The sequence below is a fragment of the Microbulbifer maximicatervae (SeqCode) genome (assembly GCF_052468295.1).
On sequence record NZ_CP174340.1, the window covers coordinates 4,077,930 to 4,104,583 of the forward strand.

At 46.6% G+C, this 26,654-nt stretch carries 22 protein-coding genes; 6 read left to right on the forward strand and 16 right to left on the reverse strand.

Going from position 1 to position 26,654, the window contains the following annotated elements; translation table 11 throughout:
* The first annotated feature begins 25 nt into the window (after positions 1 to 25).
* Positions 26 to 817: an SDR family NAD(P)-dependent oxidoreductase gene (locus ACJJIQ_RS18045; RefSeq protein WP_445362630.1), complete on the forward strand. Its 792-nt coding sequence runs from the start codon at positions 26 to 28 to the stop codon at positions 815 to 817.
* A gap of 138 nt (positions 818 to 955) precedes the next feature.
* On the opposite strand, the gene asnB is transcribed toward ACJJIQ_RS18045, so the two are convergent.
* Both asnB and ACJJIQ_RS18055 read right to left on the reverse strand, forming a co-directional pair.
* Positions 956 to 2,890, reverse strand: a complete 1,935-nt coding sequence (gene asnB, locus ACJJIQ_RS18050) for an asparagine synthase (glutamine-hydrolyzing) (protein WP_444918377.1) — start codon at positions 2,888 to 2,890, stop codon at positions 956 to 958.
* An 859-nt stretch (positions 2,891 to 3,749) separates the two neighbouring features.
* Positions 3,750 to 4,775, reverse strand: coding sequence for a hypothetical protein (locus ACJJIQ_RS18055; protein WP_445362631.1), 1,026 nt, complete (start codon positions 4,773 to 4,775; stop codon positions 3,750 to 3,752).
* 110 nt (positions 4,776 to 4,885) lie between these two features.
* Here ACJJIQ_RS18055 and ACJJIQ_RS18060 point away from each other — a divergent pair, with 110 nt between their 5' ends.
* Positions 4,886 to 5,836: an IS5 family transposase gene (locus tag ACJJIQ_RS18060; protein ID WP_445362188.1), complete on the forward strand. Its 951-nt coding sequence runs from the start codon at positions 4,886 to 4,888 to the stop codon at positions 5,834 to 5,836.
* Between the two features lie 119 nt (positions 5,837 to 5,955).
* On the opposite strand, the gene ACJJIQ_RS18065 is transcribed toward ACJJIQ_RS18060, so the two are convergent.
* From ACJJIQ_RS18065 to ACJJIQ_RS18080, 4 genes are all read right to left on the reverse strand, one after another.
* Positions 5,956 to 6,576, reverse strand: a complete 621-nt coding sequence (locus tag ACJJIQ_RS18065) for an FG-GAP repeat protein (protein WP_445362632.1) — start codon at positions 6,574 to 6,576, stop codon at positions 5,956 to 5,958.
* A 1,477-nt stretch (positions 6,577 to 8,053) separates the two neighbouring features.
* On the reverse strand, positions 8,054 to 9,004 hold the full coding sequence (locus ACJJIQ_RS18070) for an IS5 family transposase (RefSeq protein WP_445362188.1): 951 nt from the start codon (positions 9,002 to 9,004) through the stop codon (positions 8,054 to 8,056).
* A 119-nt stretch (positions 9,005 to 9,123) separates the two neighbouring features.
* On the reverse strand, positions 9,124 to 10,065 hold the full coding sequence (locus tag ACJJIQ_RS18075) for an IS1595 family transposase (RefSeq protein ID WP_445362153.1): 942 nt from the start codon (positions 10,063 to 10,065) through the stop codon (positions 9,124 to 9,126).
* 83 nt (positions 10,066 to 10,148) lie between these two features.
* The gene (locus ACJJIQ_RS18080) at positions 10,149 to 10,658 is read right to left on the reverse strand and encodes a hypothetical protein (protein WP_445362633.1); all 510 of its coding nucleotides are present in this window, start codon (positions 10,656 to 10,658) and stop codon (positions 10,149 to 10,151) included.
* A gap of 169 nt (positions 10,659 to 10,827) precedes the next feature.
* Here ACJJIQ_RS18080 and ACJJIQ_RS18085 point away from each other — a divergent pair, with 169 nt between their 5' ends.
* Positions 10,828 to 11,955 (forward strand): ISAs1 family transposase, encoded by a 1,128-nt coding sequence (locus ACJJIQ_RS18085; protein ID WP_445362101.1) that lies wholly within the window; start codon positions 10,828 to 10,830, stop codon positions 11,953 to 11,955.
* 437 nt (positions 11,956 to 12,392) lie between these two features.
* Here ACJJIQ_RS18085 and parE read toward each other — a convergent pair whose 3' ends face one another.
* The 6 genes from parE to ACJJIQ_RS18115 form a co-directional block, all read right to left on the reverse strand.
* Positions 12,393 to 14,279: a DNA topoisomerase IV subunit B gene (gene parE / locus ACJJIQ_RS18090; RefSeq protein WP_445362634.1), complete on the reverse strand. Its 1,887-nt coding sequence runs from the start codon at positions 14,277 to 14,279 to the stop codon at positions 12,393 to 12,395.
* Positions 14,280 to 14,291: 12 nt separating this feature from the next.
* Entirely contained in the window at positions 14,292 to 14,885 is a 594-nt protein-coding gene (locus ACJJIQ_RS18095) for a YqiA/YcfP family alpha/beta fold hydrolase (protein ID WP_445362635.1), read from the reverse strand.
* Between the two features lie 102 nt (positions 14,886 to 14,987).
* Positions 14,988 to 15,662 carry a hypothetical protein gene (locus ACJJIQ_RS18100; RefSeq protein ID WP_445362636.1) on the reverse strand — a complete coding sequence of 225 codons (675 nt, stop codon included), beginning with the start codon at positions 15,660 to 15,662 and terminating at the stop codon, positions 14,988 to 14,990.
* 344 nt (positions 15,663 to 16,006) lie between these two features.
* On the reverse strand, positions 16,007 to 16,831 hold the full coding sequence (gene cpdA / locus ACJJIQ_RS18105; protein WP_445362637.1) for a 3',5'-cyclic-AMP phosphodiesterase: 825 nt from the start codon (positions 16,829 to 16,831) through the stop codon (positions 16,007 to 16,009).
* A gap of 41 nt (positions 16,832 to 16,872) precedes the next feature.
* On the reverse strand, positions 16,873 to 17,394 hold the full coding sequence (locus ACJJIQ_RS18110; protein ID WP_445362638.1) for a DUF1249 domain-containing protein: 522 nt from the start codon (positions 17,392 to 17,394) through the stop codon (positions 16,873 to 16,875).
* An 87-nt stretch (positions 17,395 to 17,481) separates the two neighbouring features.
* Positions 17,482 to 18,144: an NUDIX domain-containing protein gene (locus ACJJIQ_RS18115; RefSeq protein ID WP_445362639.1), complete on the reverse strand. Its 663-nt coding sequence runs from the start codon at positions 18,142 to 18,144 to the stop codon at positions 17,482 to 17,484.
* Positions 18,145 to 18,289: 145 nt separating this feature from the next.
* Between ACJJIQ_RS18115 and ACJJIQ_RS18120 the strand changes: the two genes are divergently transcribed.
* On the forward strand, positions 18,290 to 19,330 hold the full coding sequence (locus ACJJIQ_RS18120; protein ID WP_445362640.1) for a glycosyltransferase family protein: 1,041 nt from the start codon (positions 18,290 to 18,292) through the stop codon (positions 19,328 to 19,330).
* Between the two features lie 37 nt (positions 19,331 to 19,367).
* Entirely contained in the window at positions 19,368 to 20,420 is a 1,053-nt protein-coding gene (locus ACJJIQ_RS18125; RefSeq protein ID WP_444915365.1) for a glycosyltransferase, read from the forward strand.
* 69 nt (positions 20,421 to 20,489) lie between these two features.
* Here the strand turns inward: ACJJIQ_RS18125 and ACJJIQ_RS18130 are convergent, their stop codons facing one another.
* From ACJJIQ_RS18130 to ACJJIQ_RS18145, 4 genes are all read right to left on the reverse strand, one after another.
* Positions 20,490 to 21,041, reverse strand: coding sequence for a DUF4136 domain-containing protein (locus ACJJIQ_RS18130; RefSeq protein ID WP_445362641.1), 552 nt, complete (start codon positions 21,039 to 21,041; stop codon positions 20,490 to 20,492).
* Between the two features lie 22 nt (positions 21,042 to 21,063).
* Positions 21,064 to 23,448: a PqiB family protein gene (locus ACJJIQ_RS18135; protein WP_445362642.1), complete on the reverse strand. Its 2,385-nt coding sequence runs from the start codon at positions 23,446 to 23,448 to the stop codon at positions 21,064 to 21,066.
* Positions 23,441 to 23,977: a paraquat-inducible protein A gene (locus tag ACJJIQ_RS18140; protein ID WP_413663550.1), complete on the reverse strand. Its 537-nt coding sequence runs from the start codon at positions 23,975 to 23,977 to the stop codon at positions 23,441 to 23,443. The genes ACJJIQ_RS18135 and ACJJIQ_RS18140 overlap by 8 nt, the downstream gene beginning before the upstream one ends.
* Positions 23,978 to 24,113: 136 nt before the next feature.
* Entirely contained in the window at positions 24,114 to 24,767 is a 654-nt protein-coding gene (locus tag ACJJIQ_RS18145) for a paraquat-inducible protein A (RefSeq protein ID WP_445362643.1), read from the reverse strand.
* Between the two features lie 350 nt (positions 24,768 to 25,117).
* On the opposite strand from ACJJIQ_RS18145, the gene ACJJIQ_RS18150 reads away from it, so the two are divergent.
* Positions 25,118 to 26,641 (forward strand): TolC family outer membrane protein, encoded by a 1,524-nt coding sequence (locus tag ACJJIQ_RS18150; protein WP_445362644.1) that lies wholly within the window; start codon positions 25,118 to 25,120, stop codon positions 26,639 to 26,641.
* Positions 26,642 to 26,654: the final 13 nt, after the last annotated feature.

The following is a 26,654-nucleotide window of genomic DNA, read 5'->3' on the forward strand; positions in this document are numbered from 1 at the left end:
GAGCATATCTCAGTGAGGAAATAATATGAGTGACTCCACTAAAAGACCAGATTCTGCTGAACAAAAAGAAGTTGCCTTAATCGTTGGTGGTTCCAGTGGTATGGGGCTCGCCATTGCAAACCTGCTGGTGAAACAGGGAATTCACACAGTTATTATTGGCAATAATCTCAACAAACTTGAAAGAGCCCACAACGAATTAACTCAGATGGGCTCTGCAGAAGCACTTCAGGCAGACCTCTATCAACAGGCTGATATCAGCAATATTATCGAATATATAAAATCCAGCAATCATCATTTTAAATACCTGGTAAACGCCGCTGGATATTTTAATCCTACTGCATTTCTTGAACATACTCGGGAAGACTACGACACTTATCTCGACCTCAACCGTGCCACCTTCTTTATTAGCCAGGCCGTAACAAGAAACATGGTTGACAACGGCGGAGGGAGTGTAGTGAATATTGGCTCCATGTGGGCCAAGCAATCCGTAAAGGCGACACCCTCCTCTGCCTATTCAATGGCCAAAGCCGGTTTACATTCGCTCACCCAACATATGGCGATGGAGCTGGCCGATCACAATATTCGGGTTAATGCAGTATCCCCTGCGGTGGTTAAGACGCCTATTTATGATTCCTTTATCGATCCAGGGGAAATAGACCAAGTACTTGCCTCCTTCGATAGCTTTCACCCTATTGGCAGAGTTGGTACCCCCAAGGACATCGCTGATGTCGTAGACTTTCTTTTAAGCGACAAAGCAAGTTGGGTAACTGGAGCCATTTGGGACGCTGATGGCGGGGTAATTGCTGGGAGAAATTAGAATACCAAAACGCCCGGATAGAAGTATTTTATTCGGGCTCAATTTTGAGAAATTCCTGCACTGCAAATCCTGCTAAAGAAATTTTATTTTAATATCCAGAGTAAACCATCAAAACCGCCTAGAGTAGAGAATTAACTTCTAGCACATCACCAATCGTTTATGTATTAATATACTACTAACGGTAAGAAATTTAATAGCATCAACTACATTCTGGTCTGCCTGCGAGTGCCCCTCATCTTTTTCAAAAAATCTAATAAGCTTTTTTTGATCTAGAAATGGCATATCTAGAGTCTCACGGCTATGGATAATATCCTTCATATACTCATGAAGTTTCTTGTTTTTCTTATCTGTAAGAGGCGGAGTCCATAGCGGTTGTTTTTGCTTCTTGTAGGCCCTGTCTGTTAACACCGACTTCATAGCCTCTCGCAATACATATTTCTCAGTTAATCCTCGAATTTTATATTTTTCTGGCAATACTGATAGATAGTCTACTAAGTGGTGGTCAAGAAATGGTTGGCGACCTTCAATCGAGTGAGCCATTTCTGTTCTATCACCCATCATTGTTAAGACAAAATGAGGAAACATAGACTTGGTAAAAGTATACAAGCTTTTAGATAAAACAGGTCTATTTTTTAATACAGACATGCCACCTAAATTTTCCATGAGAGTATCTGCAATTTGATTGTTCTTTATATAATCAGCATAATCTTTACAAAATAATGGAAATATTTTTATACCCATATCCATAAAACTCTGCATCCAATTTGGAAAGAAACCAAGGGCAGACTTCACTACCCTTGACTGATGCAGTCTCGCAGAGGACATAAAAACTCCATCAGAAACAGGGTCGCCACTCTCCAAATCTTTTAGAATCAATTCTTTTTCTTCCTGGGGAAGATCTTCTAAGTAATTCTCGATAAAGTCTTGCCTAAACCAACCGTAACCAGCAAAAACCTCATCAGCCCCATCCCCAGTTATTACGACTTTATACCCTAGATCTCGGACAGCCCGACTAAGCACATATTTAGTAATAGCGTTCCCATTGAAGAACATTTTTTCACCGATGTAGGCCGTTTCTTCAAAACAGGAAACCAATATATCGCCATTAATTTCAACTGGATGATAATTACTCCCCGCATATTCGGTCATGGACCTGGCATCGGATGATTCATCATAAGTCGGGTGGTCAAAAGACAAGGTGAATGCATCTATCGGCTTGTCAAGCATGCTCTGAGCAATTCCTAAAACAGAGGATGCATCTAATCCTCCACTCAGGTAGCAAGCAACTGGCACATCAGCTTTGAGTCTTAACTTAATCGCCTCAGTGAATCTTTTTCGCACTTCGCTTATAACTTCTTCTTCTCTAAACTGAGTCTTTCTTTGCTCAACAATCGTAGGGAAATAGAGATCCCAATAAAGATGGGTCGAAAATTGCAGATCATCCAAATAGGCAATACCGTAATGACCAGGAGGTAATTCAAAAATATTAATAAATGAGCTAGCAGCAGGAGTATGCAAGAAACTAATTTCCTGCCAGTAAGTATGAGGGTTCCACTCTACCGGCAAGCCAAGGGCTTTTAAGGCCTTAACTTCTGATGAAAAACTTAAACATCCATCTGCCCAGTAATAAAAGAGAGGTTTTATTCCAAACCTGTCTCGAGCAGAGAATATTAGTTTCTTCCCTCTATCGTACAGTACGAAAGAAAACTCTCCTCGAAGATAGTCCAGGCAATAAACACCATACTCTTGATAAAGAGCAATCAAAATTTCACTATCCGACTGCGTGAGAAAACTATATCCTCGTCGAATAAGATCATTTTTTATTTTCACATAATCATAAAACTCACCATTAACAATACAAATTATTTCCCCGTCACTGCTCAACAGAGGCTGCTGACCACCCTCTAAGTCAATAATACTGAGCCTTTTATGCGCCAGCCAGGCTCGGCCATCACCTGATGACCAGAATCCCTCACCGTCTGGTCCTCGATGGGTAAGGGTCTGTAGTGCACGAGAGATCTGTTCCCGGCTATACGTAGCAACAATAGAGAATACCCCTAGCAGCCCACACATTTGACTGCCTCCCCAGTATCGATCAAAGGACTGTCTCAGATTAGCAAAAAAGAGCTTCGCGCCATTCTCACGAAAAAGAGGTCAAATGACTCTGCATTAAGGAATTGTATTAAATAAAGATATGAGGTTGATATTCAGGGTCGAACTTACATTTCACTAGACGAGTTTGACCAGCTAAACTAACAAGTTTATTTGGATTTACATAATCATAGCCATATATTCAAATCGAAGCCCCATACCCTTTCAAAATGGGCCGCCGATAAATATACAGTGCATTCTTGAGTTCCAGATTGTTAAATTCAGAATTTTCACTTTACATAGAAATCGGACCTTTAAACACTCTAGAAACAGTATTAAACCTTTTCGCGGGATTATTCATAGAATATTCCTCACATCCGAACTCCAACATTTAACTTAAAGCACCCCATCAAATTTATGGCATATATATTACAGCGAGCAAGTGTATTTTTACTTTCCTTGCTTTTCGGTTTATCTGGCATCAAACCAAAAATAAGCTTCTATGGAAACTTTTAAAAATTCGCAAAACTATTGAGCAGAATAGCTCTCTTGTAGACACCCTACTACCAGAGCTTGATTACAAGCTCAGACTTAAAGAGAGTTATAAATTTTAAAGATATCCTTTTCTTTCACTATCCAGCTAAGCTTTAGCTAAAACTCTAGATATATTGCTGCTCTAGGAAAATCTTTTGATTTACCTGAGCAGCCTAAAATCTATACTTAGAATAAAGATCTCTAAAATTTACATTGTACGTATTCCGTTCGGTCTAGATTAATGATAACAATACCATTTAAAATCAAACAACTAACTTTATACATAAATACAAATTATACAGTCCAATCAATAAATATAAACCGCTCCTGCAGAATAAGCTTCATTGCTCTCAGGATTTGCGAGCAAACCACTATCGGAACTTCCTTCACCGTTCGCCCCTACTGCTAAACTAGCTCCATCTCCACTTAGCGCAACAGAGCCACCAAATTTGTCTCCCGAGTCTGTGTTGCTCGCCTTAATATAAGCTTTACTAGACCAGTCTACGCCATTAAATATATAGGTATAAACTGCTCCTGCTTTATTTGAAGATTCGTCTGTACTATCTCCGAACAATCCTTGGCTATAGCTTTTCTCTCCCCATGCTCCCACGGCGATAAAACTGCCATCATCACTCAGGTTTACCGCCTCTCCAAAGTAAGCCGATACATGAGGATTGGAAGCTTTCAAATAGGCAGTTTGCTCCCAAGCGTTTTCTTTTCGAGAAAAAATGTAGACAGCGCCACTGTTAGATCCACTTTGTAATGGGGCGCCAACTGCTAGAGTTTGCCCATTACCACTTAAATTGAGCGCAAATCCAAACCAATCACCAGCGACAGGATTACTAGCCGATATCTTGCTATCTTCTACCCAAGATTCACCATCCAACTGGTATAGATAAACGGAACCTGCCTCTGCATTGTCAGCATAAGCCCCAACTGCGAATGAAGCCCCGGCATCATCAAGGCTTATCGAAGAACCAAAACCTAACCCCTCAGAACTATCAGTAGCCTTAATGTAGGCATACTGTGACCAACCTCCCTCCTCATTACGGAACACATATACCGCTCCAGAATCTTCAATAGAATCGCCATCAAGACCACCATCTTCACTGGGTGCGGTTACTGCTAAAGTAGAACCATTCCCACTAAGGCTAAGGGCATAGCCAAATAGGTCATTATTTCCTTGATTGTCTGCTTGAAGTCGGGCGCTATGGACCCAACCTTCATTACTTCGGGAAAAAATATGAACAGCGCCCGCAGAAAAATTATCTTTTTCCCCGTTCTCCTTGAATGCCCCTACTGCAAGCGTATAGCCATCATCGCTAAGACTCAATGCAGTTCCAAACTCTGCAGCTTCTTGAGGATCTGGAGACTTAAGGAACCTCTGAATAATTCCGAGCCAGTTTGGTAGTATTCAGTTATCCGTCAAGACTACGATAGATTATGCACCAAGTCACCTTTGCCGAAGCAGAATATAAGCTAAAGCGCCGTATAACTCGCCGAGAGAAGTTTCTTTCTCAAATGGAAGCCCTCATCCCATGGCAGCGACTAGAGGCTCAGATCACTCCTTGCTATCCACAAGGCAAACGTGGCCGACAGCCATATCCATTAAGTGTCATGCTCCGTATTCATTGCATGCAGCTATTTTATAATCTCAGTGATCCCGCTATGGAGGATGCACTGTATGAAATTGAATCCATGCGTAGTTTTGCTGGATTGACTTTGAGCGGCCCAATTCCCGATGAAACAACGATTCTTAACTTTCGCCACTTATTGGAGCTCAATCAGATTGGTGCAGCGCTTTTTGATGAAATCAACAAGCATCTTGCTGAGAATGGCATGGTACTGCGTGAAGGCACGATTGTAGATGCCACTATTATCTCTGCGCCAACTTCAACTAAGAATAAAAAGAAAGAACGTGATCCAGAAATGCATCAAACAAAGAAAGGCAATCAGTGGCACTTTGGAATGAAGATGCATATCGGGGTTGATGATGTGCTCGGAGTAATACATAGCGTAGATACAACAGCAGCGAATTCGCATGATGTCACAGCCACAGAGCGAGTCCTCCATGGGGAGGAAGGAAGAGTCTGGGGTGACTCTGGGTACATTGGTGCGGAGAAGCGAGAAGAGTTGAAGGAGCGGGAGGTGGATTGGTACATAGCAATGAAGCCGAGCAAGCTGAAAACTCTTCCTGGGCGTGATGCACTCCGTAAGGCGGAAAAGATCAAGGCGCAGATAAGAGCGAAGGTTGAGCACCCCTTTCGCTACATTAAACGGGTATTTGGTTATGACAAGGTCCGCTATCGGGGACTGTTAAAAAATACTGAGCGGCTGTGCTTGCTAGCAGGCTTTACCAACTTACTAATAGGGAGAAAATATTTGGCCACCTAGGGGTGGTTCGCCTGAAACCCGCCTATTTAGGGTTTCAGATGAAAAATTAGCGGGCTATTACGCGAAAATTACGCGCTTGAGCGTAATAAAGTGAATTTTTCAAGCAGTTCAGCTTAATTCTAGAAAAATGCTTCGTTGATCAGAGGGGCCTTAAGATAGGCTTGCTGTGTCCATTCGCCATCTTCCCGACTAAAAATATAAACTGCACCTGAATCAGGTGTCAGGTTATCCTCTTGGTCACCACCGCTATCTTCGCGAGGAGCACCTACTGCAAGCAGGTTGCCATCATCGCTAATTGCTAGATTCCAACCAAACTGATCGTCAGCATCCGTATTACTGGGTTTAAAATAACCGATACTACCTATCACATCCTGATCAATCGCTACTGCATCAGAATCGATACATCTCTGATCATCGCAGGTTTGCAATAAGTATTGAGCATTAAGCTTTTTGAATAAAGGCACCACTAATTCAATGCGTTCTTCTTTTGGCGCAATGGGATTTCCAATAGGTTCAAACCCAGAGTGCCCATCAGCATTTTCAAATAACTGATAATAAGTTGCCCCAGAAACATCACTCCAGCGAAAGGTTAGCGTTTTAGGTTTCTCATAATGAACCGCCATCGTAGCAGCTGTAAGCTCGCCACCTGTGTCTGGATCATCTCCCCCGCTCGAAGATCCATTACAACCTGAAAGATATACACTGAACATCAAGATTGCTAGGTTAATATTAAATTTCACTATATGCTTTCCTTATAGGTCATCGTATAATTTTTCAAAACTCTCTTATCCTTAGCTCTTAATTAGATATAATTTTTATTGTCAACACGAAAATACAGACTATTCTCGCATCGCCTTAGCACTAAAATATCTCCAACAAGAACCACTGCGAGAGGTAAAATTAGAATAAACTTCGAATATATTCGTAAATAAAAAACCCCTTTTATAGATTTAGGTTTGATTCTCTTTTAGAGCCTTGACAGGATTAAGGGCTAAGACTGCTTTATTAATTTGCCAGTTAAGACTTAGAAATTCACTTCTTGAACTCACAATAGCCAATTAACCAGAATGAAAAAAACATATAAATCAAGCACTCAGACGAGCAGACATTATTATGTATATTTTATTTATTTAGCAGCCGGCAGTAATAACTACTAAACAAAGTGTAAAACACTTATCAACGTCTATACTATTTACCTTTTATTATTGGGTTTGCGCCAATCATCCTGCACATCAAATGGAGCAACCGACCAATACGAAACCAATAGCAATGCCTATAAATATAATTTGTTAATTTAATCTATAAACTATCATTCTTCACATTACAACCGAGACTTTATAAGGCACTCATAATGAAACAGCCATCTAAACACACTGATACTTTTAAGCAGCCTACAAGATTCAACTGACAGAGTGAACTTTTTTTAATAAATATATTTTTACCCTCCGAATTAGAACAATAGGTCCAACTAAAAGTCTTTAATGGCTAGGCATCTGTCCGAACTTGAGGGTACGTTCTTACAAAGAAATGTGACTCAAAATTTCTCAGCCAACAAAAATACGGATAATTTTTAGCAGCTTGAAGCCAGATATCCCACATGTTTACACAAAATAAATCGATGAAGAGATGGCAGCTTAAAAATTTTCGTACGTCAAAAATAAGAAATGTGGGCTTCTAGTCATTCAGATAATAAAGTATTATTTTATCGTATCTCATACCTTTTATGCATGAAAACAGTTTAAAAAGATGTAGTGATAATTTATTGCAACAAAAATTTGTAAGTATTCCAATATTTATTTGGAGCTCAAGATATTAGATACTCAACAACTCTTCCAGCTCGCCCTGCATGTAATTTTCGAATCCACGGCTTCACCTTGGATTTACTAACTCCCATGACCTCACAATATTCATTCATTATATATTTTGGTTGACTATCGGTTACACAACCTTCTATTGGTACTCAGAAAGAAAAAATACCTCTTTCACAATTGGATTATTATTGATCTTGTTGAGAGTGATGCTACCAGTAGCCAAATTTAATATGACGATTCCTTTTACAACATCTAGGGCCCCTCTGATCAACGAAGCATTTTTCTAGAATTAAGCTGAACTGCTTGAAAAATTCACTTTATTACGCTCAAGCGCGTAATTTTCGCGTAATAGCCCGCTAATTTTTCATCTGAAACCCTAAATAGGCGGGTTTCAGGCGAACCACCCCTAGGTGGCCAAATATTTTCTCCCTATTAGTAAGTTGGTAAAGCCTGCTAGCAAGCACAGCCGCTCAGTATTTTTTAACAGTCCCCGATAGCGGACCTTGTCATAACCAAATACCCGTTTAATGTAGCGAAAGGGGTGCTCAACCTTCGCTCTTATCTGCGCCTTGATCTTTTCCGCCTTACGGAGTGCATCACGCCCAGGAAGAGTTTTCAGCTTGCTCGGCTTCATTGCTATGTACCAATCCACCTCCCGCTCCTTCAACTCTTCTCGCTTCTCCGCACCAATGTACCCAGAGTCACCCCAGACTCTTCCTTCCTCCCCATGGAGGACTCGCTCTGTGGCTGTGACATCATGCGAATTCGCTGCTGTTGTATCTACGCTATGTATTACTCCGAGCACATCATCAACCCCGATATGCATCTTCATTCCAAAGTGCCACTGATTGCCTTTCTTTGTTTGATGCATTTCTGGATCACGTTCTTTCTTTTTATTCTTAGTTGAAGTTGGCGCAGAGATAATAGTGGCATCTACAATCGTGCCTTCACGCAGTACCATGCCATTCTCAGCAAGATGCTTGTTGATTTCATCAAAAAGCGCTGCACCAATCTGATTGAGCTCCAATAAGTGGCGAAAGTTAAGAATCGTTGTTTCATCGGGAATTGGGCCGCTCAAAGTCAATCCAGCAAAACTACGCATGGATTCAATTTCATACAGTGCATCCTCCATAGCGGGATCACTGAGATTATAAAATAGCTGCATGCAATGAATACGGAGCATGACACTTAATGGATATGGCTGTCGGCCACGTTTGCCTTGTGGATAGCAAGGAGTGATCTGAGCCTCTAGTCGCTGCCATGGGATGAGGGCTTCCATTTGAGAAAGAAACTTCTCTCGGCGAGTTATACGGCGCTTTAGCTTATATTCTGCTTCGGCAAAGGTGACTTGGTGCATAATCTATCGTAGTCTTGACGGATAACTGAATACTACCAAACTGGCTCGGAATTATTCAGAGGTTCCCTAGATAAACCATAGCCCTATTAAGGCATGATTTAAGATTACCTAATTACCACTTATGCTAAGCCAATTTTTAGCAACCTTTCTGGCATCGGTGGTGTCCGAAGAGAGACGTAAATCAATCTTGGAATGAGTGCCGACAAATCAAACCTCCGATTAAAGCGATATTGAAATTCTGCCAAATAGCGCTGTGCATATTTCGGCCTAATAGCATGGTAAGTGCTACGTAGCGCACTCTTTAAATTACCAAGTACTGTATTTACCCAATAGAACTCAGGCTCTTCAACAGAAGCTCGGCCACCACCACAAACAATTTTGTCATGTACACAACCGGCCTCCTTAATGGCATTGAAGCATGGAAGACCATCTGAGATGACTGTGCTGCCACTGCAAAGGTACTTTTTACTCCAGGTTGAAATTTCACTGCTTTTGAAGCCCTTGATAATTGAGAGCTTAATACGGGTTGGGCGTCCCTCCTTGGTTGTTTCAACGGCCGCCACAAAGGGAGTTTTACCCTTGGCTCCGCGCCCGGGCTTGCATCCAGTACGCTCACCACCGAGATAGGCATCATCTAGTTCAATAAAACCGGACAGTTTGTATCGTTGGTCTCGCTCCATCATCACTTGCATGAGTTTCTGCTTCATACGCCATGCTGCGTTGTAAGAGATACCTAGATGTCGAGATAGCTCCATAGAGGAAATGCCCTTCTTATCCTGAGTAATCAGGAAAATACCGAGAAACCAGGTGGTGAGGGGGAGCTTCGTGGAGTCAAAAATTGTACGAGAGGTAATCGATGTCTGACGCCGACAATGGTTACATTGCTTAAGCTTGCGATAAGCGAGGTCGCAATGCTTGTCATGCCCGCAGTGAGGACAACTAAAGCCATTGGGCCAACGCCACTGCGACAGTGCATCGAAGCACTGTTCCTCGCTGCCGTACATTTTGAGGAATTGGGTCAAACTAATACCCTTCTGAAACTGTACCTTGTTGCGAGCCATGGCGTATTCCCTTGCAGATCAACGAGATAGCTGTATTTATATACAGTTACGCATAACTTAGCAAGAGTGGTAATTAGGTAAGATTAACCTTTGGAGTCACCCCTATTACTAATTGAATTTGGTAAAACCAAATCCTCTGGTTTTCTTGAATTGACATAATCACGGAATTCGGGAGCTACATATTCAGAGCGCAACTCCCATATCCTTTTAAAAGGTTCCATTGATAAGTATGCTGTATATTGACGAGTCATTGAGTCCCAAATAGTAAAATCGAGTCTGTTTGCCTTGTATTGGAAATAAGCTTCTTCCCAGATCTTAAAAAAACGATATACAAAGCCAATGATCCTTAAAGTATCGGCACTCGACAAAGAATCAAAATCCTTCATCGCCTTCGCAAAGATGTCTGCCATTGGTCCGTCACAAATTGCTGCCACAGCTTCTCGATGAGCAATGGATATCTCATGCATAGAAGCAATCTTTGATTCTTTATTCTGAACTCTTATTAAAGCGGCAAGATAGACTAAAGATGCGACAACCGCAAAGGCACCGACAAGCTCACCAACGGCACTTAATGTATCCCATAGCATACTCAAAATTTAATCTCGTCAAGCAGGCATTAATTATATAACTTTTGATGCTGTCGCTTTAGACTTGCAAAATACCCAACACTGCAGGGCTGTCCCATATAAATCGGTGTAAAAACGAACAAAATAGACCTAGAATAGCTATCTTTTTTGATAAATAGAGTGTTTTTCAGACAAAATGGATAGCGTTAGCCTTTTACATCACTTTGACGACATGGAAGATCCTCGAGTTGATCGGCACAAGCTGCACGCCCTGCCCGATATTTTACTTATCATGTTTTGCGGTGTTATTTGTGGTGCTGAAAGCTGTAGAGATTTTGTCGATTTCGCAGAATCTAAGATAGATTACCTAAAACGATTCACCCCGCTAAATAGCGGAATACCCTCAAAAAACACTTTTAGCCGTGTTATTTCAAGCTTAGACCCCGAACAATTTAAGCGCTGCTTTCTGCAGTGGGTCCAAGGTATTCAGCAAGAACTCGGTAACGTGATTGCGATCGATGGCAAGACGCTAAGGCGCAGCTTCGATCAGGCCAGTAAACGATCTCCTATACATATGGTGAGTGCTTTTGCGTCCGAGGCGCGACTTGTCCTTGCTCAGCAAAAGGTAGAAGAAAAGTCGAATGAGATTACGGCCATACCGAAGTTACTGGAGATTCTTGATCTTAATGGTGCGATTATTACGCTTGACGCCATGGGCTGCCAGAAAACGATCACTCAGAAAATTATCGAACGAGGCGGCGATTATGTGATTGCTGTGAAGGGCAACCAGGACAAACTGCACCAGCAAATTACCACGCATTTTAATAATTTGTTCGATATGCAGCACCACAAGCATGTCGATACTGATTGTGTGGAAGAGGTGAGCCGAGGCCGAATAGAATCCAGAAAATGTCTCTCTACTAACAGTATTGATTGGCTCGAAGGTAAAGAGCAATGGCACGGTCTAAGAAGTGTTATCGCAGTCCAGGCGAAACGAACTGTAGATGGGCGAACTAGTTGCGAAACGCGCTACTATATCAGTAGTTTAGAGCCGTGCTCAGCAGAACTCAATCATATTATTCGCTCTCACTGGGGTGTTGAAAACTCGTTACACTGGATTTTAGATGTGGTTTTTCGTGAGGATGATAGTCGCTTCAGATCAGGAAATGCACCAGAAAACATGGCGATCTTGAGGCATTCGGCACTCAATCAGTTGCAAGCGGCAAAGCCCAGCTTTAAAAAAGACATGAGCATTAAAAGGCTTCGGAAAAAGGCTGGCTGGGATAATGAAACCTTGGACAAGATAATTACAGCCACCATTTAGACTGATTTATATGGGACAGCCCTGCCCAACACTGCTAGCCTTACTATTGAGACATTATATAGGCACTTGTCACATAGTGCTTACTTCATCTTTTAAAAAATTTAGACTATAGGTAATTAGAAATGACAAAATAGTAAAACCAATAGAATGGATTTGTGCACTTCTTTTTATCGAAAATATCACATAGATGCTAAGGCTATATATTTTCGTATCAATGAAGTTATCTGTTTTAAATTAGTATAATACTAAAACAAGAAATTTAAACTGAAGGAATTAAATAATATGCAGCTGAATTAGCATCCATTAAGTTGAATAACTGATACAATTTCTGAAAGAGAGATAGAGCCCCTCAAAAGGAAAAGCGCTCCATGTTAATCATATGCATTGATCTGTTGCCTTAGTACACTAAGGCAACACCAATACCTATGTTAGAAAGCTTAACCCACTTCAGCCAGATTCCCTTTACTTTCCAGCCATTGCTTGCGATCCCCAGCACGCTTCTTGGCCAATAACATATCCAAAAGCTGGTTGCTATCATCACCGGTATCGATATAGAGCTGTACGAGACGACGGGTATTGGGGTCCATCGTAGTTTCACGCAATTGCATAGGATTCATTTCTCCTAATCCCTTAAATCGGGTTACCTGAATCTTGCCCTTTTTCTTTTCCGCAGTGATACGATCGAGAATGCCCTGTTTCTCAGCTTCATCCAGTGCATAGTAAACGTCTTTACCGATATCAATTCGGAACAGTGGTGGCATGGCCACATAGACATGACCGTTAGTGACCAACGGCCGGAAATGACGCAAGAAAAGCGCGCATAACAGCGTGGCAATGTGCAGGCCGTCTGAGTCGGCATCGGCGAGGATACAGATTTTGTTGTAACGCAAGCCTTCCAGGTTATCGCTGCCCGGGTCCACGCCGAGGGCTACAGCAATATCATGTACCTCCTGGCTAGCGAGAATTTCCCCTGAGTCAACTTCCCAGGTATTCAGGATTTTACCGCGCAAGGGCATGATAGCTTGGAATTCCCGGTCTCGCGCCTGCTTGGCGGAGCCACCGGCTGAATCTCCCTCCACCAGGAAGAGTTCAGAACGCGTGGTATCTCCACTGGAGCAGTCTGCCAGTTTGCCAGGCAAGGCCGGTCCCTGAGTAACTTTTTTACGCGCAACTTTTTTCGCGGAGCGCATTCGCTTCTGTGCATTGCCAATACACAGTTCCGCCAGTTTATCTCCCTCTTCCGTATGCTGGTTCAGCCACAAGCTGAATGCATCTTTGGCGACACCGGAAATAAATGCAGTCGCTTCACGGGAGGAAAGCCTTTCTTTTGTCTGGCCCGAGAATTGGGGATCAGCCAGTTTGGCAGAGAGAACGTAAGAACACTGGCTCCAAATATCTTCCGGTCCCAGTTTAATTCCGCGCGGTAGCAGATTGCGAATTTCACAGTATTCGCGCATTGCTTCCAGCAGGCCGGCCCGCAAACCGTTGACATGAGTACCGCCCTGGGCGGTGGGAATCAGGTTTAGGTAGGATTCAGCGGTGACCTCTCCGCCCTCTGGCAACCATTGAACGGCCCAGTCTGCCGCCTCAGTAGTAGCTGCAAAACTGCCTACAAACGGCTCAGCTGGCAGTACTTCCCAACCCTGGTTTGCAGCGGCCAAATAGTCCTTGAGGCCATCTTCGTAATACCACTCATCAGACTCACGATCCTGCTCATTGATAAACGTAACCGTGAGGCCCGGGCAGAGCACGGCCTTGGCACGCAGAAGATGTCGCAGGCGCACCACTGAAAATTTTGCGGAATCAAAATACTTGGGGTCAGGTAAGAAGCGAACACTGGTGCCTGTTGTGCGCTTGCCGCACTCACCTACTACTTCCAGGTCGGAGGCCTTTTCTCCATCCTTAAAGCCAATGCGATGAACTTTGCCATCTCGCTGGATAGTAACCTCCAGCACTTTAGAGAGGGCGTTAACCACCGAAACACCGACGCCGTGCAGGCCGCCGGAAAACTGGTAGTTATCATTGGAAAACTTACCGCCGGCGTGCAGAGTGGAGAGGATAACCTCTACACCAGGCCGTCCCTGCTCAGGGTGGATATCGACAGGCATACCGCGGCCGTTGTCGCTGACAGAAAGCGAGTGGTCCTTGTGTAACACCACTTCAATTTTCTTGGCATGTCCGGCGAGAGCTTCGTCGACACTGTTGTCGATTACCTCCTGAGCCAGGTGATTTGGGCGTGCGGTATCGGTATACATCCCGGGGCGCTTACGCACCGGATCTAGTCCCGTGAGTACCTCAATATCTTCGGCGGAATAATTAGCCATAATTCTTATTGATTACTGCTCGTTAAATAGAAATTCGGTGATAGGGTCGCAATAACGTGCGAACTCCTGAAAACTATGATCGCCACCGTCTTCAATGGTCTGGCGTTGCCCTTGGTAGAAATCCTGCGCATCGCGATAATCCAGAACTTCATCCCCGCGCTGGGCGAGTAACCAGTAGCGACTCTGTAACGGCTTCTCCAATTCAGCCTGTACCCACTGCATGGCATCTACATCAACCTGGGTAAGACGGAATTCCTCTTCTTCACCGCTATAGGGTTTTAAAACCTTCCCCACATAGGCTGGAATAAAGCGCGCGGGGCGCACTGCGGGATTTATCAGTACAGCGGGCAATCGGAAGCGCTCACCAAGGTAAGTGCACCAAAACCCCCCCATAGAACTCCCTACCAGTCCAATGGGCCCCCTATCGGACTGCCGAAGGAGATCCTCCACAAGAGCCACCAAAGATTTCTGCGCCTCCCCTGTATAGGGAGGAATCTGCGGTGCACAGAAGGTAACATGCGGGTATTGGGCCTGGAGCCGTTCCCGCATCAACTGGCATTTGAAGGACTGTGGTGATGAAAGGAAGCCGTGCAGATATATCAGCACCGGCCTTCCCTGAAGATCATTAGTTTGCATAGGCGGTGATTATAGCGCCCATATCGTCAATCGGGGGCGCTATGTAACCAGAAGCCTCAAACCGTGTGGGAATCACAGCAATGTGCGATTCAAACTGGCAAAGGCCCGCCCCATATCTACACGCATATCAGACCAGAAAGTAACACTGGTAAAGCGCTCCAAGCGTCCACCCGGGCCATAGGCACCAAAGTTCTCACCGATATCGCGACGATCCCGGAAGCGCATCACTGCATTGCCCTCTCGATCATAAAGAGTTCCAACCAGTACGCCATAGGCACTCTGCTCGGTGTAGACGCGCCAGGTCCAGGGAGAGGGGTCCAGTGGCGCAGCTACCGAAAATTTCTCCAGGGATAAGGACAATGTGTAATCTGCCTCTTCCTGCTCCTCTGCTACCACGCTGTTACGGGGTTCGAGAAACTTCTCGGCAAACGTTTTGACCAACAGTGCATTCATCTGCTGTAGGTCCCTATCATCCAGCTCGTAATCTTTCTCTCTGTAGCGGGTGCGCGGCACCGAAGAAAAGCGCTTGGTGTAGTCAATTTGCACAGGGGCAATAAACACTTTGGAGCCGCTCATATCAAAAGCAAAGGCTGCGGCAACTTCATCCAACGAGCTGGATCTGGGAACCAAACCTTGGCTATCCTCCTGCACTGCCAGCTTTGACTCTCCCACCTTACTGGGGTTCTGTGCACAGGCGCCGACTAATAACGCCAAGCCAATGAGCGGTAAAACAAATATTCTGTTCATTATTATTCCTCACTTCCCGATGTTATCCACTTAACTGACGGAGTAGCTGCAAAATACGCATGAAATGAGGGGCAGTAGCACAAATAAAACCCCAGTACCTATTAGCGTATTTTATCAACTGTCAAATACTACTATTGATTCTGGTTTGCCCCATTAAACAAATATCATCAATGATCATAAGTCTGGGGAAATTTCATTGTACGGTCAGAAGACAAAAAAGATAATGGTAAGTTCGTAAAGGGAGGCTTTACAAATAAAGACGAGCTAGAAACTCTCAAATAAAACGATAGAAATCCCACAAAGTGGGACTTCAAAAAAGTAGGCACATTTCAAGGAGAGGTGACTCAGTAGCCGGAAGACGCAAAATCGACAGAGTATTTTGAAACCTCAACCCGTTCGACCCCGGTTTTATAGCTACCGTCATCATATAAATCGAACCAACGATATCCCGGCATCTCGTCGTCTACAGCAAATGGCCCACTACCCGGAGTAAATTGTACAGAAGTGGAGGGTGTCGCATGTAAGCCGACCCGGCCCTCATGGTTATCAAACTGCTGATGTACATGGCCCCACACGAGCGCTTTGACTTGGGGCGCTTTGGATACCATTTGCAAGAGTTGCTCGCGTCCATCGCGCAGCATATGGCCATCAATCCACTTACTACCCACCTGCACCGGCTGGTGGTGCATCATGATCATTACCGGGTGTTCCCGGGTTTCCCAAAGCAGCAGCTGCAAACGCTCAAGCTGAGCTTCGCTGAGACCGCCACATATCTGGTTTTCAACACTGGTATCGAGAAGCAAGAGGCGCCAATTTCCTAAGGCAACCACTTCTGTACAGCGTTGTGGGGCCAGCTGTTTCATACGAGAGCTTAAGTCGTGATTCCCCGGTAGCCAATACCAAGGTTTCTGCACCCTGCGCATTTTCTGAAGAAACCGGCGGTAAGAGGCCTCGGCCCCATTCGCGCTAATATCTCCTGTCGCCACCAGCAGTTGCGCTGCCTGCTGTCTGGAAACGATTGCGGACAGTACCTCATCCAAAGTATGACCGGTATCCAAACCCAGTAATTGATAATCCGGCCGGCTGCCAATGTGTGGGTCTGTTATTTGGATCAGACGATATGAATTGGTCTCATCGGACCTGCTAGGCTCATTGTGCTCGCGAATCACTTGCTCACCTTGTAATCACATCCATGTGTTCTACCGCAGAATTAAATTTTTCGGCCATCCAGCACTAATTGAAATTCTGCGCGACCATTTGCAAGACAGTACTCAAGCCACTCACCGAGAAAACGGTTGGCCTGAGGCCTCTCATCTGCGCGCTGCATACGGGGATTTGGGTAAGCGATATCCACTCCTTTACCACCTACCGGCCCACAGCCATTAACTGTTATCACCTCTGCCATCCGCGCATCGTGATAGAGACGAGCGGTTAGGTTAGGAGATGCCAGCCAGTGGCTTTCACTGAGATTTACCTCTGCGTCCAGTGACACTTCTGTCGTGTACCTGGATCTCGCTACCACTCTCAGCTTTAAGCTGCCACCAGGGATTTGGTAGCACCATTGCTCTCTCTCTGAAAGCTCAGGTAGCAGCCTCAGTAGACGTAGGTAGTTAGCGTCGCAGTCGGCATGATAAGACGGTAAATCGACGCGATATACTGCTTTACTGTTGCCATTTGGCGACATTTTCATCTGCCTGCGCTGGCGCGCACCTACCTCTCGTACTAGAGCCATTATCAACACTCCAATTCATTTGTCGCCGTGACTTACATCTCAGTTTACCTTTTGTGCGGGTAAAGTAGCGCAAAGAGCTGTGACCGCTCAGGCGGATGGCGTCATATGAGTAAACTGCTTCCGATTTAACTCTAGCCACTGCACCGAAATCAGTGTGGTGGCATTGTCTATCGGGTTTTCTCCCGGGCCGTAATTCCCTCGCATCGCATCTACGACGTTCTGCCTCGGAAATACCCGCAAACGGATATCCTCATTTTCCTCAGCCAGGCCGAATACGCCCTCGGCCTGCTCCAAATCTACCAGGGCACAATACAGATGTATCCGCTCCGAGCTGCCCCCGGGGCTGGGGATATAACTGTGGATAAAATGCAGGTCGTCCACAGTGCATCCAGACTCTTCCAACACCTCTCTGCGCGCTACATCCTCCACACTCTCCCCTTTCTCCACCATACCGGCTACCACTTCAAGACACCAAGGCCCTGCTGGGCGTCCCAGGGCACCGGTGCGGAATTGCTCGGTAAGCGCCAACAGGTCCCTGACAGGATCGTAAAGTAGAACTCCAACGGCCTCTCCGCGCTGAAACAGTTCCCGCTCTATTTCATTGCTCCAACCTCCGCGAAACAAGCGGTGGCGCAGTCGCAGGCGCACCATAGTGAAAAATCCTTTAAACACGGTTTCCCTGGAAATTATGTCTACCGCATCAGCGGTGAACTCCGGGTTTAAATCAGTTCGACTGTTATCTTGTGGCATGGTTCGTCTTTCCCTAGGTTTCGGTTTTGCTGCGCTGCTCCGCGACAAGACCGGGGTACCAGCTGTTATACTCTGCGCCCACCGTACCAGCCGCTGACTGCAGAGGCTATCCGGGTTTCCGTGTTGAATTTCGAGAGTACACAACATGAGAGTGCTGAATATCGCCTATCAGCAGCTACGGCGCTATGGCAAGACAAGGGTTAGCTGGGCACAAAAGCTTACCTTCGGCCTGATTAAAAATGACCACTACACCCAAGTGTTCAGCGACCGCGATATCGCCGCGTTTGAGGCTCCCTTTGGTATTCGCGACCTGGGTGTAAAAAAGGCGAACCGACGCTTGATGGAAACTGTCGAGGCCTTTGAGCCAGACCTGATCATCGCAGGCCACTGCGATATGATTACTAACGACACCCTGAAGGCCATTAAGCAACGCCTGCCCAATTGCTTTATCGCTCACTGCAATAATGATCCCCTCTTTGTTCCCAGCAATGTCGAGCGAATCAAATACCGCGCGGAGGTCGCCGATGCAGTTTTTGTATCCACCGGGCGAAGAGAACTGAAAATTTTTGAGGGCTTTGGTGCTCGTGTTTATCACATGCCGAACCCGGTTGAACCCTCGATTGAAAACCTCAATAACGCTGAACGCACAGATTTAGCCATCGACCTGCTTTTCTGCAGTAACAGCAATAATTTCACCAAGCGTTTGCAAATGGTTAAAAACCTGAAAGATGCCTTGGGGAATTCGCTGAACTTTAAAACCTATGGCAGCTTCGGCGAGGCACCCGTTTGGGGCCGCGACTACGACCACGCTCTATCTCAAACCAAAATGGGATTGAATTTCAATCGCCAGGATACCCATTACTGGTACTCCTCAGCACGTATGGCGCAGTTGGCGGGCAACGGTATTTTGCAGTTCACCAGTGATAAATTACATTTTGATGACTTGCTGCCTGCGGAGAGCGTCGTTTATTTCTCCGATGAGCAGGACCTACTGGAAAAAATCCGCGAATTTAACGGTGACGATGCCAAGCGGCGCGCCTGGGCCGCACGGGCCAGGGAATTTTTCCACAATGAAATGAACTCGAAGCTCTACGCTCAGTATATTGTCGAAGCCACAAGCCTACAGCCCTTTAGCCACGACTATGCTTGGGCTCAAGATATCAATCTGGATGGCACACTCAGGTAGTGTTGCACCCACCCTATTCGATCAGATGCAATAGATTATGAGTAATAACCCAATTCGAGTCGCACAGATACTCGCCGGTGCTGAGCACGGTGGTGCTGAGAATTTCTTTGTGCGTCTCGTCAGTGGATTAAATCCCCGCAGCGAAATTACAGAAAAAGCGTTTATTCGCAACCACGATCACCGGGTACAGGCACTGCGTAGCAACAATGTTGAAACCGAAGGTTTTAAATTTGGTGGCAAGCTGGATTTTCTCGGCCGAAAAAAATACCGCGATGCCCTGAACCAATGGCAACCGGATATCGTGATGACTTGGATGGGACGTGCCACTTCAATCACCCCCAACTCTGAAAAATACCGGTTGGTAAGCCGCCTAGGGCACTATTACAACCTGAAGTATTACCGTCACGCAGATTATTGGATCGGCATCAGCAAAGGTATCTGCCAGCATTTAAGGGACGGAGGCATCCCCAAGGATAAAATTTTCCATATCCCCAATTTTGCCGATGAGACACCAGTTAATCCGCTGCCTAGAAACAGCTTCAATACTCCGGAAGACCGGCCCCTGATCCTGGCTGCAGGCCGCCTGCATATCAATAAAGGGTTCGACACCCTCCTGCATTCACTCACCCAGGTTCCCAATGCCACTTTGTGGCTCGCTGGTAGCGGCCCTGAGGAGAGCAAGTTGAAATCCCTATGCCACCAACTCGGCCTGGAAGAGCGGGTTCGCTTCCTCGGTTGGCGCAATGATGTCACCACCCTGATGCGCACTGCGGATATGTTCGTGTGCCCTTCTCGACATGAGGGCCTGGGCTCTATTGTGATGGAGTCCTGGGCCCATCGCTGCCCTATAGTAGCGACAGACTCTCAGGGCCCTGGAGAAGTGATTACCAATGGCAAAACCGGTCTGATTACCCCTATCGATAATGCCGATGAACTGGCCAAAGCCATGAAGTCCGTTATCGAGTCGCCGGAATTGCGCCAAAGCCTGATCGAAAATGCGGCCGAGGAGTACGCAACGACTTATGCGAAACAGGTTATCGTCGACTCCTATATCGATCTATACGAAAACCTGATGAAGAAAGGGCGCTAGCGGTGAATGGCAGCCACCGAATACCCGGTGGCTGCTAAATCGTATTTTTCGTTTCGTGCCAAATCGTACTTATTGATAGGCCTGGGGCAAATCCCGCAAAAGAGCGCTAACCCCATTGGCGATCAGTCGTTGACGCTGCTCAATACTATCGGGGCGTGTTAACAATTCGCTGGCTCTCCCCCCCCAAATCACAGCCCCGCCCGGGCGCCCAATACCCACACTCATAATCACCAAGGGGGCATCTGTCAGGGGCGGTAGTTCCACTACATCCTGTGGAGCGTTGCTATCAAACTGTTTGTCCCAGCTGGGATCCCGGGTATCACCGGAGAAAAACTCATCGACTACTGCAACCTGGTAATCCACCACCATATCCGCATCCTGGTCCTGGGAGACTTGGCGATATCCTCGTTGCTGTAACTCTGCGGCAACGGTATCGCGCATTTCTTCATCCAACTCCACCAGCTGGGCAGAGGCATCTTCTGAGCCACTCAACGGCGCTACCCCCCATTTATACGTGGCAAAGGCAACCGGTGGCTCCCCGGTAGCGGCTTTTTCAACCTGTATCTCCTGGCAACCCGCCAATACCAAGATACTCAGCAAGCCTGTTAATAAATAGCGCATAAAAACTCCTACATTCCCGTACTTATTTTACTGGTTCGACCGTGCCGTAAAGTTCTATCTTAGGACTCCAGGTATACCACTTGGGTTCAGCTTTCGGGTAGAGAGGGAAATGGCTGCCCGACTCCACTTCAAATCCCATAAAAGGGGCTTCTGGCGTGGCAAATGCGATCCCCCCCTGTAACAGGGCCTGAGCCGATTCTGTGTTGATATTAAGCCCACTTTTCAGGCCGAAATTCACATCGACGCCACTGGCATTCCAAAACACCGTGTGCTCTCGCACCAGGGGCTGGTATTGGGGTTCGATATGAACATAGATATACACTCGATCAGCATACTCCCCCAAGGAAAAACCTGTAACCTCTCCCACTTTTACCTGACGATAATAAACCGGACTCCCTGCTACCAGAGATCCTCGCCTCGCAGCATCCAGGATAATTCCCAGTCCAGGGCGGGTAAAAGTTTCTGCAAGATCCTCTTCCGGTGCCTGTTCCAAAGCGTAAAACTTTGTCTGAGGATCACCTAAGCCGGGCTCAAGCGCCAGGTATCGCCCTGTAATCAGGGTATCCAAATGGGCGATCTTATCGATGCTAATTTGCGGGGAAACCACCCATATACGTGTGCCCTCCCGAGCAAACTGCTCTCCACGGTGATAAAGCTTGGCCCTGGCCCACACCTCGCCCAAAGAGCGATCGAGTCTCAGGCGAGTAATCTCTCCAACTTGTACCCCGCGGTAGCGCAACGGTGCTCCAACTCTCAGCCCCTCGGCACTGACAAGGCTGACTTGAATTTGTATTCCCCCCTCCATAGCCGCTTCCCGACTGCTGAAAAGAGGGAACTGGTCTCCATTTTTTGCCTGCCCGCCTTTTCCAAGGTCTTCCCGGCGTATACCAAAGGCGATACCGCCGCGCAGAAGTGACATCAGCGAATCTGCCTCCACTTCCACCCCCTCGGTCAAGCTTGCTGTAGCCCGCAACCCGCTCACATTCCAGAACCGAACGCCTCCCTGCACAAAGTGAGCATAACGGGGCTCTATCACCACATATACTTCTACCCCCTCGCCATCCCTACGCAATTCCATTCCCTGCACTTTTCCTACCTCTATACGGCGAAAATAAACCGGTGCGCCCCGCTGCAAAGACCCGGGATTGCGTGAAGTGAGGCGTAAATGCAGCCCCGGCACACGGGGGTCCATCGGTGGCGCAGAGGTTCGCGCAGTGAAATTGCGCTGGGAGCGCTGTCCTTTGCGCAAGTCTACTTCTATGCGATTACCTTGGATTAAATCGTTTAGTCCGCCAGTAAAATCGAAGGTCGGGGGGGCTAGCCAAAAACGGGTATTTTCGGTGAGCAATTCATCTGTTGTCGGATCCATCAGAACTTTGACTTCCATACCATTCAAACGGCGATTTGCCTTGGTCCCACTGACTTCCCCTACCTGGATGCCCTGATAGTAAACCTTCGTAGAATCCGGAGTAACATTCACCCCCTGATCGAAATTTAATGTCACTGGAATTCCCGCATCTGCTGCGGCAAAATTTTTATATAACTCAAACTCACTACCATTTACAGCGAGTGGAGACTGACGTTGATTTTCCGGGGTATAAAAACTTACGCCCCCGGCAAAAAGTGCTGCCAGGGATTCTAAATTGACACTGATACCGCTTATACCGCCTTCAATAGAGATCCCTGAACTATTCCAAAAGCGGCTGCCCCGATGAACCAGATAGGCATATTCCCGACGAATAAATAATTCGATACTGACTTCAGTTCCGTTTCGATCCAAACGGTAATCTGCTACCTGACCGACTCGCAACTGACGATAATATACTGGCGATCCACGACTTAAAGAGCCCAAACGACGGGACTGCAAAACAACACGCAAACCATCCCCACGGATAAATGCAGGAGGCTGATCCAGGGCAACAAAGTTGCGCTTGCGCTTTCCACTACCTGATTCAACGGCAATGTAATTGCCTGAAAGTAGAGTTTCCAAACCGCTAATACCGGTAATAGATAACTCGGGTTTTACTACCCAAAACTCAGTGCCCTCTACCAATAAATATTCTGCACTGCGATTTAAACTAACTTCTGCCAGAACGCCATCGGCTCCATTCAGCTCTTTCGCATTAGGTACAAGGCGCACATCCTGGACCATACCAATATCGACCCCGGAATATTTGACCACCGTTTTTCCTTTTACCAAGCCGTCGCCAGAATGAAATAAAATAGTGGCTTTAACGTCTCCCTCTGACAAATCCTGATATAGCAACCAGAGAGCAATCAGCCCCGCGATCAAAGGTAAAATCCACACTAGGGGTAATCCCCTGCTTGCGCGCACTACTCCCCGCTGAGCGCCTCCATCCAAGCGAGACGCATCACTCGTATCCTGCGGGGGCAGCTCATCAGCCATTTTCTGCGGCGCTCCTATGAGCCGTTTCTGGCTCTACTGCAGACTCATATAAATCTCCGTCATAGGCATCCCAAATTAAACGGGAATCGAAAGTTCGTGCCGCCAACATGGTCACCACTACCACAGAGGCAAAAGCCGTAGCACCGGCTCCAGCAGTTACCTGGGAAATAAATCCCATATCCACTAGCGACACCAAAATTGAAATCATAAATAAGTCTAAGAGTGACCAGCGCCCGATGCCGGAAACTACTCGATATATTTTCATGGACTGAATGGGGTCGAAGGACAGGCGCAACTGAATTTGGATCAGGAGCAATCCCAATCCCAGTAGCTTCATCACAGGAACTGCAATACTGGCAACAAAGACAATTAAAGCTATTCCCCACATTCCCGAGTTATAGAGTTGCATGACCCCGCTAATGATGGTGCTGGGATCACCGGCACCTAAATAAACTACTGTCATTATCGGTAATACATTGGCAGGTAAAAGCAATAAAGTGCCAGTAATCGTCAGAGCCCAAGTTAACATCAAGCTTCCTTCGATTCTGCTGTGTACTCTCGCTCCACAGCGCGGACATCGGCAACGACCATTTTGGGGAAGAATAATTAATTGATGACAGCACAGGCAGCTGGTTAAGCCTTTTTTTAAACCTTTATTCGGTACGCTATTCACAAGTTTGTCCCTTAAGCGCACGACGCTGTGCTAAGCGGTGCCAAATTGCTGTTTGGTCAAAACTCAGGGAAGAGAGATTTGCCAGTAGCATCATGGCACCAAAACAGTACAGCCCCGGTTCTACCTCCATCTTGCCCAAATCCCGTAATTTAATCAGGGCCACCAAAATTCCGAGCATATAGACATCAAGCATGCCCCACTCTTTTAAGTTCTGGTAAAAGCGCACGGCATTGGATACCGGTCGGTCAAGCCAGGCCCAAGCACTGCCCCAACAAATAAATAACAACAGGGCAAATTTACCTACCGGAGCCAGAACGCTACAGAAAAGCACCAGCGCCGAGAGCCAAATAAACCCCGCCTTGAAAAGAGAGTAAACGCCATTAAGCAAGGTACTTTCTGCACCAAATGAGAACAGGGAAAAGTCGAGCAACGGCAAGCTAACAGAGGGGATGAACAGTAATAGGCCGGTTAGACTGAGAGCCAGAGTGTAGTAAATACTATGATTGCCATTGCGATGCAAAGTACAGTGACATCGTGGGCAAATTAGCTTTTGTCCCGGAGGCGCCAAGCCGCCGGTTAAAAGTAGATCGCATTCGTGACAGACCCTCTGCCAATCGGTCAGCACTGCGTTGCGCTCCTCATTCATGGACAGTCAGTCCTTGCCTTATTCTGCACAATTTTTGCCGCATCCAAATGCTTATGAGGCGCGTCTATTGAAATATAGGCCCTCAACCTTATTCAATGGGCCCTAGTTATTGCCAAGAAATTACCGATAAACGCACATAGGTGTCGGTTTAACGAAGATATAGCAAAAAGCCGATTGCCGTCTCGACGGTCGGTTTGACCCCGGGTAAACTCTCGCGACTGCTATTGGGGAGACTGGCAATATTAGTAATAACCGCAAGCTGGAGCCCTCTATATCCCCACTACATGACACCAGCTCCAAATAACTTGCAAAAGCTTGAAGACCGTACCCTCCACAGGAAGTCGAAACAGATGAAAAGAAGTAACCGCACAGAGCCGCAAGGCCGCAAGTTGCGTCCGCTGAAAAAACTAATCGCCGCTACGCTGCTGGGCCTGGGCGCCATGCAGGCACAAGCCGACACCCTGTGGGATATCTATACACAGGCCCTGGAGAATGACCCCCAATTAGCAGCTGATCGCGCCGCTTACCATGCAGATATCGAAACTAAATACCAGGCCCGGGCACTATTACTTCCTCAGGTGAATGCTACTTTTGAAGCTGCTAGAACTCACTCTGATAGGAGCCGAAATTCTGCTCAGTTACTGGATTTGAGTGAAAATGGCGACGACAGTGATGTCCAACTAGTGGACTTTAGGAGCCAAACTAGCAATTCCTTACAAGAAAGAACCTATAGTGCCAGCCTGACCCAGGCCATTTTTGATGCCCCTGCCTGGTTCGATTATCAACAGGGCAAGAGATTAACAGAGCAGGCGACAGCAGAATTCAGTGCTAACCAGCAAGAAATGATGATTCGTGTCGCCACCGCCTACTTTGACGTATTACGTGCTTATGACGTCCTCGAGGCAGCTGCTGCCGAAGAACAAGCCCTGGCTAAACAGCTGGAACAGACGCAACAGCGCTTCGAAGTCGGCCTAACAGCAATTACTGATGTCTACGACTCCCAGGCTGCCTATGACAGTTCCGTTGCCCGGCGTTTAACAGCTCAAGACAACCTCCTCAGTAATTTTGATGCTCTATCAGTATTGACGGGAGGCTACCATGATCAAGTAGCTCCTCTGGTAGATGACTTCCAGGTAGCTCCGCCGGTGCCTTCAGATCGCGCCGATTGGGTTGAGTTTGCCCTCGTCAACAACTTTGTCCTTAAAGCTGCACGACTTGGAGCCGATGCCGCCCGCTATAACGCTCGGGCAGAAGCCAGTGAACACCTACCCACTGTCACTGGCTCGCTTTCATATAATAAACTCACTCAAGATGGTAACGAGAAAAATCGATTCAGCGACATAACAGGCAGCCAATTTTTGCGTTACCCCCAAGATATTGACCAATGGGGAACAAGTGCAGGGGTGACTGTAAACGTACCCATCTTTACTGGTGGCCTCCTCAGTGCCAACCGTCGCCAGGCTAGAAACCAAGCCTTCCAGGCCCAGGACCTTAGTGTTCTTGCAGAGAGAGATACCATACAAACCACGCGCACCCTGCACCGCGCTGTTGTCACCGATGTATCGAGAGTAGCGGCCCGTGAGCAAGCCGTCGTTTCCGCCAAGAGTGCATTGGATGCCACTCAGGCGGGATACGAAGTAGGCACCCGAAATATTGTAGATGTGCTCCTGGCTCAGCGGACCCTGTTTGATTCACAAACTGACTACGCCAACTCGCTGTACGACTACATTCTGAATTCACTGAGTTTGAAGCAAGCTGCAGGGCTCTTATCCCCTAAAGACCTTCAGGATCTGGATATGATGCTGAACCCGGCAAATAATGTCTCTCGCGTAGAGGAAACTGGCGGTACCAGCCTTCCAGCACCTTCGAAGTAACTGCGTATACGCA

What these genes read in the sequence shown, in the direction of transcription:
- ACJJIQ_RS18045 (WP_445362630.1), top strand. Translation starts at nt 26, where the DNA reads ATGAGTGACTCCACTAAAAGACCAGATTCTGCTGAACAAAAAGAAGTT.
- asnB (WP_444918377.1), bottom strand. Translation starts at nt 2,890, where the DNA reads ATGTGTGGGCTGCTAGGGGTATTCTCTATTGTTGCTACGTATAGCCGG.
- ACJJIQ_RS18060 (WP_445362188.1), top strand. Translation starts at nt 4,886, where the DNA reads ATGCACCAAGTCACCTTTGCCGAAGCAGAATATAAGCTAAAGCGCCGT.
- ACJJIQ_RS18070 (WP_445362188.1), bottom strand. Translation starts at nt 9,004, where the DNA reads ATGCACCAAGTCACCTTTGCCGAAGCAGAATATAAGCTAAAGCGCCGT.
- ACJJIQ_RS18075 (WP_445362153.1), bottom strand. Translation starts at nt 10,065, where the DNA reads ATGGCTCGCAACAAGGTACAGTTTCAGAAGGGTATTAGTTTGACCCAA.
- ACJJIQ_RS18085 (WP_445362101.1), top strand. Translation starts at nt 10,828, where the DNA reads ATGGATAGCGTTAGCCTTTTACATCACTTTGACGACATGGAAGATCCT.
- parE (WP_445362634.1), bottom strand. Translation starts at nt 14,279, where the DNA reads ATGGCTAATTATTCCGCCGAAGATATTGAGGTACTCACGGGACTAGAT.
- ACJJIQ_RS18100 (WP_445362636.1), bottom strand. Translation starts at nt 15,662, where the DNA reads ATGAACAGAATATTTGTTTTACCGCTCATTGGCTTGGCGTTATTAGTC.
- ACJJIQ_RS18110 (WP_445362638.1), bottom strand. Translation starts at nt 17,394, where the DNA reads ATGGCTCTAGTACGAGAGGTAGGTGCGCGCCAGCGCAGGCAGATGAAA.
- ACJJIQ_RS18115 (WP_445362639.1), bottom strand. Translation starts at nt 18,144, where the DNA reads ATGCCACAAGATAACAGTCGAACTGATTTAAACCCGGAGTTCACCGCT.
- ACJJIQ_RS18120 (WP_445362640.1), top strand. Translation starts at nt 18,290, where the DNA reads ATGAGAGTGCTGAATATCGCCTATCAGCAGCTACGGCGCTATGGCAAG.
- ACJJIQ_RS18125 (WP_444915365.1), top strand. Translation starts at nt 19,368, where the DNA reads ATGAGTAATAACCCAATTCGAGTCGCACAGATACTCGCCGGTGCTGAG.
- ACJJIQ_RS18130 (WP_445362641.1), bottom strand. Translation starts at nt 21,041, where the DNA reads ATGCGCTATTTATTAACAGGCTTGCTGAGTATCTTGGTATTGGCGGGT.
- ACJJIQ_RS18135 (WP_445362642.1), bottom strand. Translation starts at nt 23,448, where the DNA reads ATGGCTGATGAGCTGCCCCCGCAGGATACGAGTGATGCGTCTCGCTTG.
- ACJJIQ_RS18140 (WP_413663550.1), bottom strand. Translation starts at nt 23,977, where the DNA reads ATGTTAACTTGGGCTCTGACGATTACTGGCACTTTATTGCTTTTACCT.
- ACJJIQ_RS18145 (WP_445362643.1), bottom strand. Translation starts at nt 24,767, where the DNA reads ATGAATGAGGAGCGCAACGCAGTGCTGACCGATTGGCAGAGGGTCTGT.
- ACJJIQ_RS18150 (WP_445362644.1), top strand. Translation starts at nt 25,118, where the DNA reads ATGAAAAGAAGTAACCGCACAGAGCCGCAAGGCCGCAAGTTGCGTCCG.